A 14,331-nucleotide genomic window follows, 5' to 3' on the forward strand; every position below is an offset into this window, starting at 1 on the left:
GATGAGACGACTGGCGAATGGGTCAGCGCCGAGGATGTCGGCGCCACATCGGCGGCCACAGCGGTTGAGGTTCGCGACTCGGTCGGCAACCGGCTGGCGGACGGCGATAGCGTCACCTTGGTCAAGGATCTGAAGGTCAAGGGCGCGAACCAGACCCTCAAGCGCGGCACGGTGATCAAATTGATCCGCCTAACCGGCGACGCGCAGGAAATCGACTGCCGCTACGAAGGCATCAAGGGCTTGGTGCTCAGAGCCGAGTTCGTGCGCAAGTGCTAATTCTGCTTGTATCATTGAATACACGTATCGCGTGCGGGATCAGCTCGACGCAAGAGCCGTCGACCACTTATGAACTGAAGAAATACGTGTGCTGAGATCTGCATCATGTCTGATAATATTCATTATCTTCAACCGGTCATGACCTTCCGCGAGAACGCGTGCCAGGCTGAGGCGGAGGCGCGGAAGGCGACCAGCGACGACGCGCGCGAGGTCTTCTTCGCGGTCGCTGAGACTTGGCGCAACCTCGCATTGAGTGCGGCGCGCGATCACAGGCGAATGAGCCGAGGCGCTGAGCGACGTTAGTGGGCTCGACGGCCTAGCCGCACAGCAGCCTGAAGGGAGTGGACCTTGGCGACACCTCCAGGCTCCGGACATCTGTGCGCCCAGCCCCGCCGGTCGAGCACGAAAGCCGCGGCTTCACGCCGGCAGCACCAAGGAAGTGCGATGGGCACATCGAAAAGTCGGCGCGGACACCCTGCTTTCGCAGATCGCGCCGATGGTCGCCCAGGCGCAGCGCAGCCGCGCGCCCATTCAGCGAATGGCCGACCAGGTCTCCGGCGTTTTCGTGCCCGCGGTGATCCTGATCGCGCTCCTGGCCTTCGCCACCTGGGCGCTGATCGGTCCTGACCGCCGCGTCAGCGGCCATCTGGCCAGCGATGCGCCGGACCCTGTTCGACCCCGCCGCCGCCACGCGCTTGCGGGATCGGTTGCTGTCGATCCTTGGCGAAAAGGTTAACGTCACCTCAGCCGCAGAAGCGGTGGAGGGGACATCGATGGCGCGCCGAAGCTTGCTGACTGCAGACGAGCGTCGCCGGCTCTTCGACCCTCCCGCGAGCGCGCATGAGATAGCTCAACGCTACACCCTTGAACCGGAAGACCTAGCCTGGATCGAGGCGCGCCGGCGGCCCGAGAACCAGCTCGGTGCAGCCGTTCACCTCGCCCTCCTCCGGCACCCCGGCTTCGGCCTGCGCAGCGGCGAAGAGGTCCAGCCTGCGATCCTGACCTTTCTTGCAATGCAAGTCGGGGTCTCGCCAGAGCTGCTCCCCGAGTACGCCCGGCGGGGTCAGACTCGCCGAGAACACATCCGAGAACTGCACGCGCGCCTGGGTTTGCGGGTCTTCACCCGGGCCGACGTGCGAGCCGCCATTGGGATCGCTGCGGCAGCCGCCCGCAGCACGGAGAATGGAGCGCCAATCGTGGAGGCTCTCATGCGAGAGCTGAGGCGGCGCAATTTCGTGCTCCCACCGCCAGACAAACTGGAGCGCATTGCGCTGGCCGGACGCGCCGAGGCGCGTCACACGGCCGCGAACGAGGTGGTCGCGGCTTTGATGGAACACCAGCTCCAGCAGGTCGAGGCGCTGCTGGCGAACGATCCTGGCTTGGGCATGTCGCGGCTGGGCTGGCTGCGGGACGTTCCCGAAACGCCGAGCGCCACGGCGATGTCCGCCATCACCGAACGCCTGGCGTTCGTCCGCGCGATCGGCATCGACCCAAGCATCAGTGAGGCCATCGAGCCTCAGCGGTTCGATCAGTTCGCGCGCGAGGGCGCGGTCGCGCCCGCGTACCTTCTGAGCGGCTACAGCGTGCGCCGTCGCAGAGCGACGCTTGCCGCGGCCCTGGTCGACCTCGAGCAACGCTACAATGACGCCGCCGTCGAGATGTTTGACCGCATGGTGGGCTCGCTGTTCGCCCGGGGCCGCCGCGGCCGGGAGCGCCAATTCCAGGCGAGCAGCCGCGAGGTGAGCCAGCTCATGCGCCTCTTCGCCCAGGTCATCGGCGCCGTCGACGGTGCGCTTGATGACGGTGCCGACGTGATGGATCGGCTCGAAACACAGGTAGGCTGGTGGAGGGTGCAGGCCGTCAAGCCGCGTATCGAGCAACTGGCGGCTCTCGCCGTCCAGGATCCTCTGGTCAGCGCGGCGGAGCGTTACGTATCGCTCCGGCGCTTCTTCCCGCCCTTCCTGGAGCACATCCGGTTCAAGGCGAGCGGCGGCGGAGCGCCCACCCTCAGCGCGATCGAGACGCGAGCTGAACCGCTCCGGCCGACGCGAGGTGCCGGCCAGCGCCCTGATGCCCTTCGCCTCACAGCACTGGAAGGGTTTGGTGCGATCAGGCGGCCGCATCGACCGCCGCCTCTATGAAACCGCCGTCGCGGCGACGCTGCGCGATCGGCTGCGATCGGGAGATGTCTGGGTCGAAGGCTCGCGCGCATATCGCCGCTTCAGCGACTATCTGCCGCCGACCGCCGCTGTGGGGGCCGAGGCTGAAGCCCTGCCAATCAATGTGGAGCTGGGCCCATACCTCGCGGAGCGGGCTGGCCTCCTTGACCAGCGGCTCGCCACCTTCGCGCGGCGGCTCGCGCGCGGCGATCTCGTCGGCGTCGCGCTGCAGGGCGGCCAGTTGTCCGTCACGCCGGTCAAGGCGGCCGCACCTGATGAGGCGCGTGCGCTCGACCGCGCCGTCGACAACCTCCTGCCCCGCGTCCGGATCACGGAGCTCCTGCGGGAGGTGGATGCGCTCACCGGGTTTTCGACCATGTTTCGCGAGCTCAGGTCGGGCCGCGCGCACGAGAACCCCAGTTGCGTTCTCGCGGCGGTGCTCGCGGACGCCACGAACCTCGGTCTCGAGCGGATGGCCAACGCAAGCCAGGGCGTCACCTATGCCCAGCTCGCCTGGACCCAGAGCTGGTACCTGAGCGAGGAGAACTACCGCGCCGCGCTGGCCAAGATCATCGATGATCACCATGCCCTCCCCTTCGCCCGACACTGGGGCGATGGACAGGCCTCCTCGTCCGACGGCCAGTTCTTCCGCTCGGGTCGAAAGCGCGGCGGCACCGGCGAGATCAACGCGAAGTACGGGCCCGAACCTGGCTTGCGGCTCTACACCCACCTCTCGGACATGCACGGCTCCTTCCACACCAAGGTGCTCTCCGCCACGTCGTCCGAGGCGCCCTTTGTGCTCGATGGACTGGTCGGTCGTGGAACCGGCGAGCACTATACCGACACCGGCGGCGCCAGCGACCACGTCTTCGCGCTCTGCCACCTGCTCGGCTACAGGTTCGCGCCCAGGCTGCGCGACCTGGATGACCGGCGCCTCGCGGTCGTCGGCACGAAGCCGCGCCATCGCCTTCTCGAGCCGCTCCCGGGACGTCCGATCAGGGTCGATGTGGTCGAGGAGAACTGGGACGACATCGTCCGCCTCGCCGCGTCCATCAAGGCGGGCCACGTAGCGCCGTCGACGATGCTGAAGAAGCTCGCCGCCTTCAAACGCCAGAACCGCCTCGACCTGGCGCTCGCCGAGGTCGGTCGGATCGAGCGGACGCTGTTCACGCTCGACTGGCTCGAGAGCCCCGAGCTGCGACGACGTTGCCAAGCCGGGCTCAACAAGAGCGAAGCCCGACACGCCCTCGCCCAAGCGGTCTTCGTGCACAAGCAGGGGCGGATCGCCGATCGGACCCTTCAGAACCAGGAGCACCGGGCCTCCGGCTTGAACCTGGTGTTCGCCGCCATCGCCTTGTGGAACTCCATCCACATGGACCGCGCCGTCGCGCACCTTCGCGCGAGCGGCGTGGCCGCGCCTGATGAGCTGCTCTCTCACCTGTCACCGATGAGCTGGGCCCACGTCGGCCTCACCGGCGATTACCTCTGGGCGGACGCCGCTGCCTCCACGGGTCTCAAGCCGCTCAATGAGTCCGCTCAGAAGCTAACGCGGGTTGCCTGAGCAATCGGCGAGAGTGGCGCCGCAGATCTCAAAGGCGCGGCTATGCGCCAAACAGTTCGTGGGTTGTTCTCCTTAGCGTGCTCTGGGGCGCAAACCTTGAGGTGAGCCCCAGTACGACAAGGTGCTGTTCATCGTGGAGCCGTCGGAGACGGCCCAATCGGCGATCGGCAGGCGCGTCACCGTCGTCGACTACCCCGACGGGCGGATCGCCATCCGCTACCAGGGCGAGGAGCTCGCCTACCGCACCTTCGACAAGATCCGGCGGGTCAACCAGGCCGCCGTTGTCGAGAACAAGCGGCTCGGCGGACTGCTGGAGATGATCAAGGCCTATCAGGACACCCAGCCGCCGCCGAAGCGCACGTCCAAGGCGCCGAAGCGGCGCGACCAGACCGGACACCGGTTCAGCGTCGGCTAACTAGCTCAGCTCCGCCCTCGAGCGTTTACCCAGACGCCTCGCCGCAATTCCGGTGGCGATGAACAACACGAACGCGACGCAGATCGTGATGGTTTTCATGCGCTCATCTGTGATGAACCAGGCGAACCAGGCGAACCAGGCTAGCGCCACGCTCACGAAGAGAAGGACTGCAGTAATTTCGCGAGCCGGGTAGATGCGGCTCGATCGAAGAACTTCACGGTGCCCTCGCCGCGTTAAGAACCCCGCGATTGCGGCGCACAGAACACCGACTAGAAGCAGCGCGCGGCCTAAGCCGACCGGCAGTTCGCCCGCCCACCACGCCTCAAGAAACGTGGCAGTCCAGAAAAGTACGGCGCCTGTTACCCCGAATGCGCTGGCTGCCGTTTCTCGGCGCGACATGGCAATGCCTCCAAGCGGCAATATAGCAGCAGAGCTATCAATGTCCGCTCTACTGCCCCGATCAAGCCTCTGAATGCTGCTTCCTGGCTTCCCGCTCCGTGCCTCGCGCGCCTGCCGGCGCGCTTCGGAAAACCCGCCGTCATCGTCTCCCGTGCGCCGGCCGGGCGGTCGGCCGCTGCGCGGGTTGAGGGCTGCGCGCCCGCCCGTCGGCCGACCCCGAACGCCCCTGCCCTGACATTTCTATCCGGCGCCGATCGCGACATCTCTAACCGGCGTAGACACGCCGCTCACCGGCCACTTTCGGCGTCAGGTCATCCTTCCGCGCGGAAAAACGGCCGATTGCCTACAATCGTTACCCGCTCCATTTCTCGCATCGCTGGGAAATAGTCACCCGCGGCGTAGTGCTGGCAGGCGCGATTGTCCCAGAAGGCCACCGAATTCTTCCGCCATCGGAAGCGGCACTGGTATTCCGGAATGGCCGCCTGGGCGAACAGATGCTCCAGGAGCCAAGCGCTTTCCCTCCTGCTCAGCCCTTTGATGTGGGTCGTGAAGCTGACGTTGACGTAGAGCGCCTGCTCCCCTGTCTCGGGATGCGTGCGCACGACGGGGTGTTCCTGCGGGGGGAATTTCGCGTGGAAATCCGACACCGGACGCCCCTGCAGCGTGGCGAAGACGCCGCCGTCATGCACGGCGGTCAAGGTGGAGACCCATGCCTTCATGGCCGGCGAGAGGCCTTCGTAGGCGGCGACCATGTCCGCGAACAGGGTGTCCCCGCCAACCTCGGGGATGATGCGGCCGCGCAGGACGGAGCCCAGCGACGGCGCCTCACGCCAGGTGACGTCGGAGTGCCACATGTCGGCGCCCCGTCCGCCCTGGGGGCCGGCCTTCAGGTGGAAGACCTCAGGGTTCGGCTGATCTGCAGGCGTCATCGGATGCACCTCGAGATCGCCGAAACGGCGGGCAAATGCGATGTGCTGCTCCTGAGTGATGTCCTGGTCGCGGAAGAAGATCACCTTGTAGGTCAACAGCGCTCGGCGAATTTCGGCGATCGTCTCGTCCGGCAACTGTCGGACCAGGTCGATCCCGTGCAGCTCGGCGCCGATCCTCGGCGTCAGCGGCTCCACGGAAAAGCGCGTGAAGGTGGGTTGGGCGACGGTCGTGGCCATGAGCGCTCCTTGGAGAGGGCGGGATCTCGCGCTGCTTGTCACCAGCTTAGGGACACTAAGAATGATGTCTAATGCCGGCTCGTGGCGCCTTCGATAACCTCCGGTTATAGTCGCGCTGCTTTTCTCCCTGCCGATCCGCTTCCATTGGTGGCCTGCAACTGCGCCCGCTACTTTGGTCCGTTGGGTCCCTGAGCCGGCTCGCCGGACTCGGCACAACATGGATGGCGGCGCTCGCGCCTGGCGCAGCAGAGCGGAAGCCAGCCTTTTGCGGAGGCTGCTGCTCCGCAGCGCAGGCGGCCCCCCCGCAGGCTCTTCGCGCAAATGTTACCCCCTCGAAAGCTGAAACAGGGACAAGATCACCCATATTGATGTCAAAACAATCAAGTGCTTTTTCGAGATCAGGACTTTGCTGGACTCCCCGATAGATCTGATTATGGCCACTGTTCAAATCGAACAGAACAACGATAGCGGACGCCGCGTCGCCGGCACTGGATTTCTGATTTCGGCGAATAAGGCGGATGGATCGCCCCGCACAATTCTCGTCACGGCAAATCATGTGCTGGAGGACATGAAGGCGAGGCAGGCCCGGATCGGCTTCCGATCCATCGACGGCGATGGAGGGTGGACATACACCCCAGCTGAGCTGGCGATCCGAGAAAACAACGGCGCGCCGCTTTGGACCAAACATCCACGGCACGACATCGCCGCCATTACAATCCAAGCGCCACCCGCCTTTGCACGTGCGGCGATCCCACAAAGCTACCTGGCCGCCGACGACGCCTGGGTGGAACGGAACCTGACGGCCGGCGACGAACTCCTGGTCCTCGGCTACCCGCGCGGCTTGGCCGCAAACGCGGCCGGCTTCCCGATCTTGCGAGCTGGGCGGGTCGCGTCGTTTCCCATCGCGCCGAGTCGTTCGCCGACCTTCCTTCTCGATTTCTCGGTCTTTCCCGGAAACTCCGGCGGCCCCGTTTTCCTGACGTCGCGACTCGCCAAAACCTCGGACAGCGCGCCGCGCCCGCCGATCGCCGGCATGCTCATCCAGCAAGTCGAGCTTGACCGTGAGCGCCTGGAGATCGGGATCGTGATCCACGCGAAGTACATCGTCGAGACAGTCGACATGCTCTCCGGCGGACCGCGCCCGCCGCCGCCCGCGGCGGACCCGACCCCTCCAGAGCTGGTCCGCACTGCACAGCCTGTGAATTACAGCACTGAGCCGCAGAGCGCCTGGCGGAGGGTCGCAGAGCGCGTCCGGCGCGCCGTCGCTCCGCTTCGGGTCCAAGTTTCACGACTTGTCCAACTGCTTGCCGAGCAGATCCGCGCCTGGGCTGACTCAGCGGAGCTATTCTCAAGCGGTCACGATCGGCAAGCGGTCTGACGCCGGGTCAACGGGACCGGCCGTAGAGGCTTCTCTGTTACGAACGATGCGCGCGGCTCCGTGCGTCGTTGAGCTTAGCCGCGATGCGTGTGGCCAACGACACGGCCTGTTCGGCTCTGGTCGCTTCAGGTCACGCGCCGCTTGGCCAGCTTTCGCGCCAGCGTGCGCCGGTGCATGCCGAGGCGACGCGCGGTCTCGGAGATGTTGAAGTCGGCGTCGGCCAGAGTCTCGTGGATGCGCTCCCATTCGAGCGTCTTGATCGAGGTCGGCCGAGCCGCGAGCGCAATCTCCGGATCGCCCGCGTCGCGCTCGAACGCCGCTTCAATGTCGTCAGTGCTCGCGGGCTTTGCGAGGTAATGGCGGGCGCCCAGTTTGATCGCCTCCACGGCGGTGGCGATGCTGGCGAAGCCGGTCAGCACAACGATCCGGATCGTCGGATCGGCGGCGTGCAAGGTCTGCACGCAGGCCAGGCCCGACGCGCCGGCGAGCTTGAGGTCGACCACGGCGCGGCTTGGCCGGCAGGTCTCCAGCAGCGCCGCCAGCTCCTCATGGTTGGCGGCGGACATCACCTGGTAGCCCCGCCGCTCGAACGACCGGCGCAGCGTCGCGGCGAACGAGGCGTCGTCTTCGACGATCAGCAAGGTCGGGCGGGCGTCGGCCACGGCTCAGATCTCCTTTGCGGCCAGGGCCGCCAGCGGCAGGGTGAGGCGCAGCTCCGCGCCCCCGCCGGGCCGGCCCGTCGCCTCCACGGCGCCGCCCAGGGTGCGCAGCACATTGACCAGCAGGAACAGGCCCAAGCCGGCTCCGGGTCGGCCCTTGGTCGACTGATACGGTTGCCCGAGCCGTTCCAATATCTGGGGATCGAACCCACGGCCGTCATCGGCCACGATGATCACCAAGGTTCCGTCCGCCAGGCTGGTCCAGAGTTCAATGCGGCGCGCCCCGGCTTCCAGAGCGTTATCGAACAGGGCGCTGAACACCTGTCGAAGCGCCGAATCGGAGATGATCGCAGGATCACGGGCCAGGCCGTCGCGGCGCTCGATCACCACGCCGGGATGGTTGGCCTCCCACTCGGCGGCGGTGTCGGCCAGGAAGGCGCGGACCGTCGTACGCACCGGCGCCTCGCCGCGGGCCTCGCCGGCCGACATCAGGATGCCGGTGACGATCGCCTTGCAGCGCTCCACCTCAGCCTGCATCTGCGCCATGTCGTGAGCCAGCTCCGGATCGTCGAAGGCGGGCATCCGCCGCCAGTCGCTGAGGATCACCGACAGCGAGGCGAGCGGGGTGCCGAGCTCGTGCGCCGCCCCCGAGGCGAGCAGGCCCATGCGCACGATGTGGCCCTGCTCAGCCGCCTGCTGCCGCAGGTCCGCCAGATAGGCGTCGCGAGCCTTCAGGTTGCTATTAATCCGGGTGACGAACAACACCAGCAGCACCGCGGTGAGCGCGAAACAGACCAAACTGCCCTGCAGATACAGGTCCAGCAGCATGCCTTCGCCCGTCCCCGGGAGCACCAGCGGTCGGTAGACGAGGCCCAGGACCGCAAAGCATGCGGTGGTGACGCCGATCAGCAGCCAGGCGTTGCGCGGCGTCAGCAGCACCGCGCCCAGCACCACATGCATCAGGAAGAGGCCGGCGAACGGGTTGGTCGCGCCGCCGCTCCAGTAGAGCTGCCAGGTCAGCGCCGCGACGTCGAGCAGCAGGGCGGCGAACAGCTGCGCGTCAGAGACGATCGGCCGACGGCGCTGCAGCAGCACGGCGCTCGCGAGATTGACCACGGCCAGCAGAGCCGGGGCGAGCAGCAGCCACCAGACCGGCAGCCGCAGCCCCATCCCCCACTCGACGACCACGATCGTCACCAGCTGCCCCGCCACCGCCAGCCAGCGCAGCTGGATCAGCAGCATCATGTTGCGCTGGTTGGCGCTCTCCGGCGTGCGCGCCCGATCGCGCCGGTCGTCGACGCCGAACAGGCGGATGATCGCCGGGAAAGAGGAGGTCACTGGCCGCCTCCCCACCCTTGGCGCAGCACGATGCGCCAGCCCACGACGCTGGCCAGCGCCAGGCAGAACCAGGTGGCTGCGTAGATGAGATGGCTGTTCGAAAAGCGCACCACGGTCAACCCGGCCCGCGGCCAGCCGCTCGCCGCCCCGTTCGCCTCGGCGTCGATGAAGTAGGGCGCCGCCTCGCCCAATCCGCGGCGCTCGGCGATCGCCGCCACGTCGCGCGAGCGCCAGCGGTCGGCCGCCGCCTCGTTGGCGCGCAGGAAGCCCCCGTGCGGCTCGGTGATCCGCAGCAGGCCGGTGACCTGCTGCTCGCCGTTCTGCGGGCGCACGGCTGCCGACGACCGCTGGTCCGGCGGCACGAAGCCGCGGTTCACCAGCACGATGAAGCCGCCGTCCGTGCGCAGCGGGGTCAGCAGCCAGTAGCCGGCGCCCAGCCCTGTGACCGCCTGAACGTAGGTGTCCTGGCCCGTCAGGAAGACGCCGCGCACGCGGAGCCGGCGGTACTCGTCGGCGCTGCGCGTGACGGCCGGCCACTGCGCCGGCCCTGGGGCGGGGACCGGCGCGGCGTGGATCCGCGCCTCCACCCGCTCGATCAGCTCGGTCTTCCAGGCGAGGCGTTGCAGCTGCCAGAGGCCGAGCGCGACGAAGACCGCAAACAGCATGACCGCAATGAGCGTCGCCCCCGCGGTCATGCCGGCGGCGCCGGCGGTTCGAGGCGTGTCGCGCCGCGACGTCGCGGCGGAGGTCAGGGCCATGGTCAGGGCATGTCGCTCATGTCGTGGATCGGCATCATGTTGGTGTTCAGGTGGTGCATCACCCACAACGAGCCCGAGAGCACGATCGCCATGATCACCACGGTGAAGATCAGCGCCAGCATGGTCCAGCCGCCTTCCGACTTGGCGTTCATGTGCAGGAAGAAGATCATGTGGACCACGATCTGCACAGCGGCGAAGGCGACCACCAGGTAGCCGGTGACCGCCGGCGAAAGCACGCCGGCCATCACCAGGCCAAACGGGACCGCGGTCAGCAGGACCGAGAGCGCAAAGCCGATCAGATAGCTCTTCAGCGAGCCGTGCGGGGCGGCGTGGCCGTGGTCGTGATCATGCCCAGCGGTGTGGCCGTGCGCAGCGTCGTGCGCGTGGGTCGCGGCGCTCATCGCAGCACTCCCAGCAGATAAACGAAGGTGAAGACGCCGATCCAGATGACGTCGAGGAAGTGCCAGAACATCGACAGGCACATCAGCCGCCGGCAGTTGGCGGCGATCAGGCCGCGCCGATGGACCTGGATCATCAGGGTCGCCAGCCAGATCAGGCCGAAGGCGACGTGCAGCCCGTGCGTGCCAACCAGGGTGAAGAAGGAGGACAGGAAGGCGCTGCGCTGCGGCGTCGCGCCCAGGTGGATCAGGTGGGCGAACTCGTAAAGCTCGACGGTCAGGAAGCTGAGGCCGAACAGACCGGTGACCGCCAGCCAGGCCAGGGTCCGGGCCTGTTCGCCCTTCTCCATCGCCAGCATGGCCAGGCCGTAGGTCAGCGACGAGACCAGCAGGAAGGCGGTGTTCAGGGCCACCAGCGGCAGCTCGAACAGGTCCTTCGGCGCCGGTCCCGCGGCATAGGAGCCGCCGAGCACGCCGAAGGCCGCAAACAGCATCGCGAAGATGAGGCAGTCGCTCATCAGGTAGAGCCAGAAGCCCAACAGGGTGCTGGAGCCTTCCGGGTGGTGCGGCTCGTCCCGCGGGTGGAAGACCGGCGCGCGGTCGGCGGGCTCGAGGGTCGTTGCGTTCATTGGTCAGGCTCCGGCCGAGGCCAGCTCGCGGGTGCGCTCGCCTTCGACGGCGCGCACCTCCTCGGCCGGGATTTCGTAGCCGAGGTCGTAGTTGAAGGTGTGGGCGATGGCGGTCACGACGATGCTTGCGAAGCTCAGCGCCGCCAGCCACCAGATGTACCAGATCAGGCCGAAGGAGAGCGTGATGCTCAAGCCGGCGATGATCACCCCCGTGCCGGTGTTCCGCGGCATGTGGATCGGGCGGAAGCCGGAGACCGGACGCTGATAGCCGCGACGCTTCATATCCCACCAGGCGTCGTTGTCGTGGATCAGCGGGGTGAAGGCGAAGTTGTAGGCCGGCGGCGGCGAGGAGGTGGCCCACTCCAGGGTACGGCCGTCCCACGGGTCGCCGGTCGTGTCACGCAGGCGCTCGCGGTTTTTGATGCTGACGCCGATCTGGATCAGGAAGGCCACGATCCCGACGGCGATCAACGCCGCGCCGATCCCGGCGATGACGAACCAGATCTGCAGCGACGGGTCGTCGAACACCCGCACCCGCCGGGTCACGCCCATCAAGCCCAGCACGTAGAGCGGCATGAAGGCCAGGAAGAAGCCGACTACCCAGGACCAGAAACTGATCTCGCCCCACTTCTCGTCGAGCTTGAAGCCGAAGGCCTTGGGGAACCAGTAGTTGATGCCGGCGAACAGGCCGTAGAGCACGCCGCCGATGATCACGTTATGGAAGTGGGCGATCAGGGACAGGCTGTTGTGCAGGACAAAGTCCGCCGGCGGCACCGCCAAAAGCACCCCGGTCATGCCGCCGACGACGAAGGTCAGCATGAAGGCGACCGTCCACTTCATCGGTAGCTCGAAGCGGATGCGGCCGCGGTACATGGTGAAGAGCCAGTTGAAGATCTTCGCACCCGTAGGGATCGAGATGATCATGGTCGTGATCCCGAAGAACGAGTTCACGCTGGCGCCCGAGCCCATGGTGAAGAAGTGGTGCAGCCACACGAGGTAAGACAAGATGGTGATGACCACCGTCGCATAGACCATCGAGGTGTAGCCGAAGAGCTTCTTGCCGGAGAACGTCGAGGTGACTTCTGAGAAGACGCCGAACAGCGGCAGGATCAGGATGTAGACTTCCGGGTGGCCCCAGATCCAGATCAGGTTCACGTACATCATCGGGTTGCCCCCGAAGTCGTTCGTGAAGAAGTTGAAGCCGAGATAGCGGTCGGCCGACAGCAGGGCCAGCACCGCGGTCAGCACCGGGAAGGACGCCACGATCAGCACGTTGGTGCACAGCGAGGTCCAGGTGAACACCGGCATCTTCATCAGCGACATGCCGGGCGCGCGCATTTTTACGATCGTCGCGATCAGGTTGATGCCGGACAAGGTCGTCCCGACGCCAGCCACCTGCAGCGCCCAGATGTAGTAGTCGACGCCGACGCCGGGGCTGTAGCCGATGCCTGACAGCGGCGGATAGGCCAGCCAGCCGGTGCGCGCGAACTCGCCGATGAACAGCGAGATCATCACCAGCACCGCCCCGGCGGTCGTCATCCAGAAGCTGAAGTTGTTGAGGAACGGGAAGGACACGTCGCGCGCGCCGATCTGCAGCGGGACGACGTAGTTCATCAGCCCGGTGACCAGCGGCATCGCCACGAAGAAGATCATGATCACGCCATGGGCGGTGAAGATCTGATCGTAGTGGTGGGCGTTGAGGTAGCCCTCGGAGCCGCCGAAGGCCATCGCCTGCTGCAGCCGCATCATCACCGCGTCGGCGAAGCCGCGCAGCAGCATGACGATCCCCAGCACCATGTACATGATGCCGATCTTCTTGTGGTCGACGGTCGTGAACCACTCGCGCCACAGATAGCCCCAGAGCTTGAACCTGGTCAGCAGCGCCAGGGTGGCGAGGCCGCCCAGGGCGACGACCGCAAAGGTGCCGACCAGGATCGGCTCGTGCAACGGCAGGGCCGACCAGGTCAGGCGGCCGAGGAGCGGGGACACGGGAGTTTCGGCGATGGCCATGGCTTCAAAGGACCGTCAGCTGTTCGGGGCGGCGGCCGGGGCGAGCGCGCCCAGATCGAACCGCTCGAGGGCGGAGATGCGGGAGAGGCCAGCGCCCAGCGTGGGCGCGCTGAAGGCCGGCGCCCGATCCTCGGCGGCCTTGCCGGCCTTCGGCGGCGCGTCCTGGGGCCTGCACAGCGCCAGCACGAAGGCGTCGTCCACGCCGAACACCGCGGAGCCACGCCGGGCATGCTTGTCGTAGGCGAGCGGCGCGGTGTTGTGCACGGCCTTGAGGCCCAGGCCGCCGCGGCGGTCGATGGCCATCATCTCGCCCATGCACATCTTCCCGGGCTCGACGCAGAGGCCGACGATGGCCTGCCAGAGGCCTGCGTCGACCTGGCCGAAGCGCATCACCGGGACCTTCTCGCTCGGCCGTTCGAGTTCGAGGTAGCGCGCGCGATCGAGCGTCCGGCCCTCGCGCGCCTGGGCGATCCAGCGGTCGAAGCCCGCCTGATCCAGCCCGTGGAAGGCGAAGCGCATGTTGGAGAAGCCGTCGCCGGAGTAGTTGGCCGAGAAGCCCTGGTAGACGCCCGCATGGTTGATCACCCCGTGCAGGTTCGTCTCCATGCCGGGCATGGCGTAGACCTGACCGGCCAGCGCGGGGATGTAGAAGGAGTTCATCACCGAGGACGCGGTGATGTGGAAGCGGATCGGCCGGTCGACCGGCGCGGCCAGCTCGTTGACCGTGGCCACCCCGTATTGCGGGTAGATGAACAGCCACTTCCAGTCGAGCGCGACGACATTGACCTGCAGCGGCTCGGCCGAGGCGGCGGCGTCATGCCCCGGCTTGATGCGCGCCAGCGGCCGGTAGGGGTCAAGCAGGTGCGTGCCGGCCCAGGTCAGCGCGCCCAGACAGATGATGATCAAAAGCGGCGCGGCCCAGATCACCAGCTCCAGATGAGTCGAGTGATCCCACTCCGGCTCGTAGCGGGCGGACTTGTTCGAGGCGCGGTAGCGCCAGGCGAAGAACACCGTCAGCGCCATCACCGGCACGATGATCAGCAGCATCAGCAGCGTCGAGACGACCAGCAGATCGCGCTGCTGGGCGGCGACGTCGCCGGCCGGATCGAGCACCACGAAGCTGCACGCGCTCAGGCCAAGCAGCAGCGGGACGAGGGAAAGGGGACGCAGGCGCAACGGTCACAG

The 14,331-nt window shown here is 66.8% G+C and carries 11 protein-coding genes and 3 pseudogenes; 5 read left to right on the top strand and 9 right to left on the bottom strand.

Going from position 1 to position 14,331, the window contains the following annotated elements:
* Window positions 1-66: 66 nt before the first annotated feature.
* The 4 genes and pseudogenes from ACSQ14_RS24995 to ACSQ14_RS25010 all read left to right on the top strand — a co-directional run.
* Window positions 67-276 (top strand): annotated as a pseudogene (locus tag ACSQ14_RS24995) (alkylphosphonate utilization protein); the annotation flags it as partial.
* A gap of 457 nt (window positions 277-733) precedes the next feature.
* Window positions 734-916, top strand: a pseudogene (locus ACSQ14_RS25000) (hypothetical protein); the annotation flags it as partial.
* 133 nt (window positions 917-1,049) lie between these two features.
* Window positions 1,050-3,996, top strand: a pseudogene (locus ACSQ14_RS25005) (Tn3 family transposase).
* 121 nt (window positions 3,997-4,117) lie between these two features.
* On the top strand, window positions 4,118-4,411 hold the full coding sequence (locus ACSQ14_RS25010) for a hypothetical protein (RefSeq protein ID WP_436017697.1): 294 nt from the start codon (window positions 4,118-4,120) through the stop codon (window positions 4,409-4,411).
* On the opposite strand, the gene ACSQ14_RS25015 is transcribed toward ACSQ14_RS25010, so the two are convergent.
* Together ACSQ14_RS25015 and ACSQ14_RS25020 are read right to left on the bottom strand one after the other, a co-directional pair.
* Window positions 4,412-4,810 (bottom strand): hypothetical protein, encoded by a 399-nt coding sequence (locus ACSQ14_RS25015; RefSeq protein WP_436017699.1) that lies wholly within the window; start codon window positions 4,808-4,810, stop codon window positions 4,412-4,414.
* A gap of 311 nt (window positions 4,811-5,121) precedes the next feature.
* Window positions 5,122-5,976, bottom strand: coding sequence for a TauD/TfdA dioxygenase family protein (locus ACSQ14_RS25020; RefSeq protein ID WP_436017701.1), 855 nt, complete (start codon window positions 5,974-5,976; stop codon window positions 5,122-5,124).
* A gap of 433 nt (window positions 5,977-6,409) precedes the next feature.
* On the opposite strand from ACSQ14_RS25020, the gene ACSQ14_RS25025 reads away from it, so the two are divergent.
* Window positions 6,410-7,354: a trypsin-like serine peptidase gene (locus tag ACSQ14_RS25025; RefSeq protein ID WP_436017703.1), complete on the top strand. Its 945-nt coding sequence runs from the start codon at window positions 6,410-6,412 to the stop codon at window positions 7,352-7,354.
* 125 nt (window positions 7,355-7,479) lie between these two features.
* Here ACSQ14_RS25025 and ACSQ14_RS25030 read toward each other — a convergent pair whose 3' ends face one another.
* Genes ACSQ14_RS25030 through cyoA form a run of 7 tightly spaced genes read right to left on the bottom strand, consistent with a single transcriptional unit; the run spans window position 7,480 to window position 14,322 of the window.
* A complete protein-coding gene (locus ACSQ14_RS25030) occupies window positions 7,480-8,016 on the bottom strand; it encodes a response regulator transcription factor (protein ID WP_436017705.1) in 537 nt (178 codons plus the stop codon).
* 3 nt (window positions 8,017-8,019) lie between these two features.
* A complete protein-coding gene (locus ACSQ14_RS25035) occupies window positions 8,020-9,351 on the bottom strand; it encodes an ATP-binding protein (protein ID WP_436017707.1) in 1,332 nt (443 codons plus the stop codon).
* Window positions 9,348-10,109 (bottom strand): SURF1 family protein, encoded by a 762-nt coding sequence (locus ACSQ14_RS25040; RefSeq protein ID WP_436017709.1) that lies wholly within the window; start codon window positions 10,107-10,109, stop codon window positions 9,348-9,350. Before ACSQ14_RS25040 ends, ACSQ14_RS25035 begins: the two co-directional genes overlap by 4 nt.
* Before the next feature lie 2 nt (window positions 10,110-10,111).
* A complete protein-coding gene (cyoD, locus tag ACSQ14_RS25045; RefSeq protein ID WP_436017711.1) occupies window positions 10,112-10,510 on the bottom strand; it encodes a cytochrome o ubiquinol oxidase subunit IV in 399 nt (132 codons plus the stop codon).
* Window positions 10,507-11,136, bottom strand: a complete 630-nt coding sequence (gene cyoC, locus ACSQ14_RS25050; protein ID WP_436017713.1) for a cytochrome o ubiquinol oxidase subunit III — start codon at window positions 11,134-11,136, stop codon at window positions 10,507-10,509. The genes cyoD and cyoC overlap by 4 nt, the downstream gene beginning before the upstream one ends.
* Window positions 11,137-11,139: 3 nt before the next feature.
* Window positions 11,140-13,146 carry a cytochrome o ubiquinol oxidase subunit I gene (gene cyoB, locus ACSQ14_RS25055; protein WP_436017715.1) on the bottom strand — a complete coding sequence of 669 codons (2,007 nt, stop codon included), beginning with the start codon at window positions 13,144-13,146 and terminating at the stop codon, window positions 11,140-11,142.
* A 15-nt stretch (window positions 13,147-13,161) separates the two neighbouring features.
* On the bottom strand, window positions 13,162-14,322 hold the full coding sequence (cyoA, locus tag ACSQ14_RS25060) for a ubiquinol oxidase subunit II (RefSeq protein ID WP_436017717.1): 1,161 nt from the start codon (window positions 14,320-14,322) through the stop codon (window positions 13,162-13,164).
* Window positions 14,323-14,331 lie beyond the last annotated feature (9 nt).

Origin of the sequence: Phenylobacterium sp. LjRoot219 (genome assembly GCF_964252995.1) — a bacterium.
In the GTDB taxonomy this organism is placed as follows: Bacteria; Pseudomonadota; Alphaproteobacteria; order Caulobacterales; family Caulobacteraceae; genus Phenylobacterium.

Coding starts and splice junctions, on each gene's coding strand:
- ACSQ14_RS25025 (WP_436017703.1), top strand. CDS start 6,410: ATGGCCACTGTTCAAATCGAACAGAACAACGATAGCGGACGCCGCGTC.
- cyoB (WP_436017715.1), bottom strand. CDS start 13,146: ATGGCCATCGCCGAAACTCCCGTGTCCCCGCTCCTCGGCCGCCTGACC.
- ACSQ14_RS25015 (WP_436017699.1), bottom strand. CDS start 4,810: ATGTCGCGCCGAGAAACGGCAGCCAGCGCATTCGGGGTAACAGGCGCC.
- ACSQ14_RS25020 (WP_436017701.1), bottom strand. CDS start 5,976: ATGGCCACGACCGTCGCCCAACCCACCTTCACGCGCTTTTCCGTGGAG.
- cyoC (WP_436017713.1), bottom strand. CDS start 11,136: ATGAACGCAACGACCCTCGAGCCCGCCGACCGCGCGCCGGTCTTCCAC.
- cyoD (WP_436017711.1), bottom strand. CDS start 10,510: ATGAGCGCCGCGACCCACGCGCACGACGCTGCGCACGGCCACACCGCT.
- ACSQ14_RS25040 (WP_436017709.1), bottom strand. CDS start 10,109: ATGGCCCTGACCTCCGCCGCGACGTCGCGGCGCGACACGCCTCGAACC.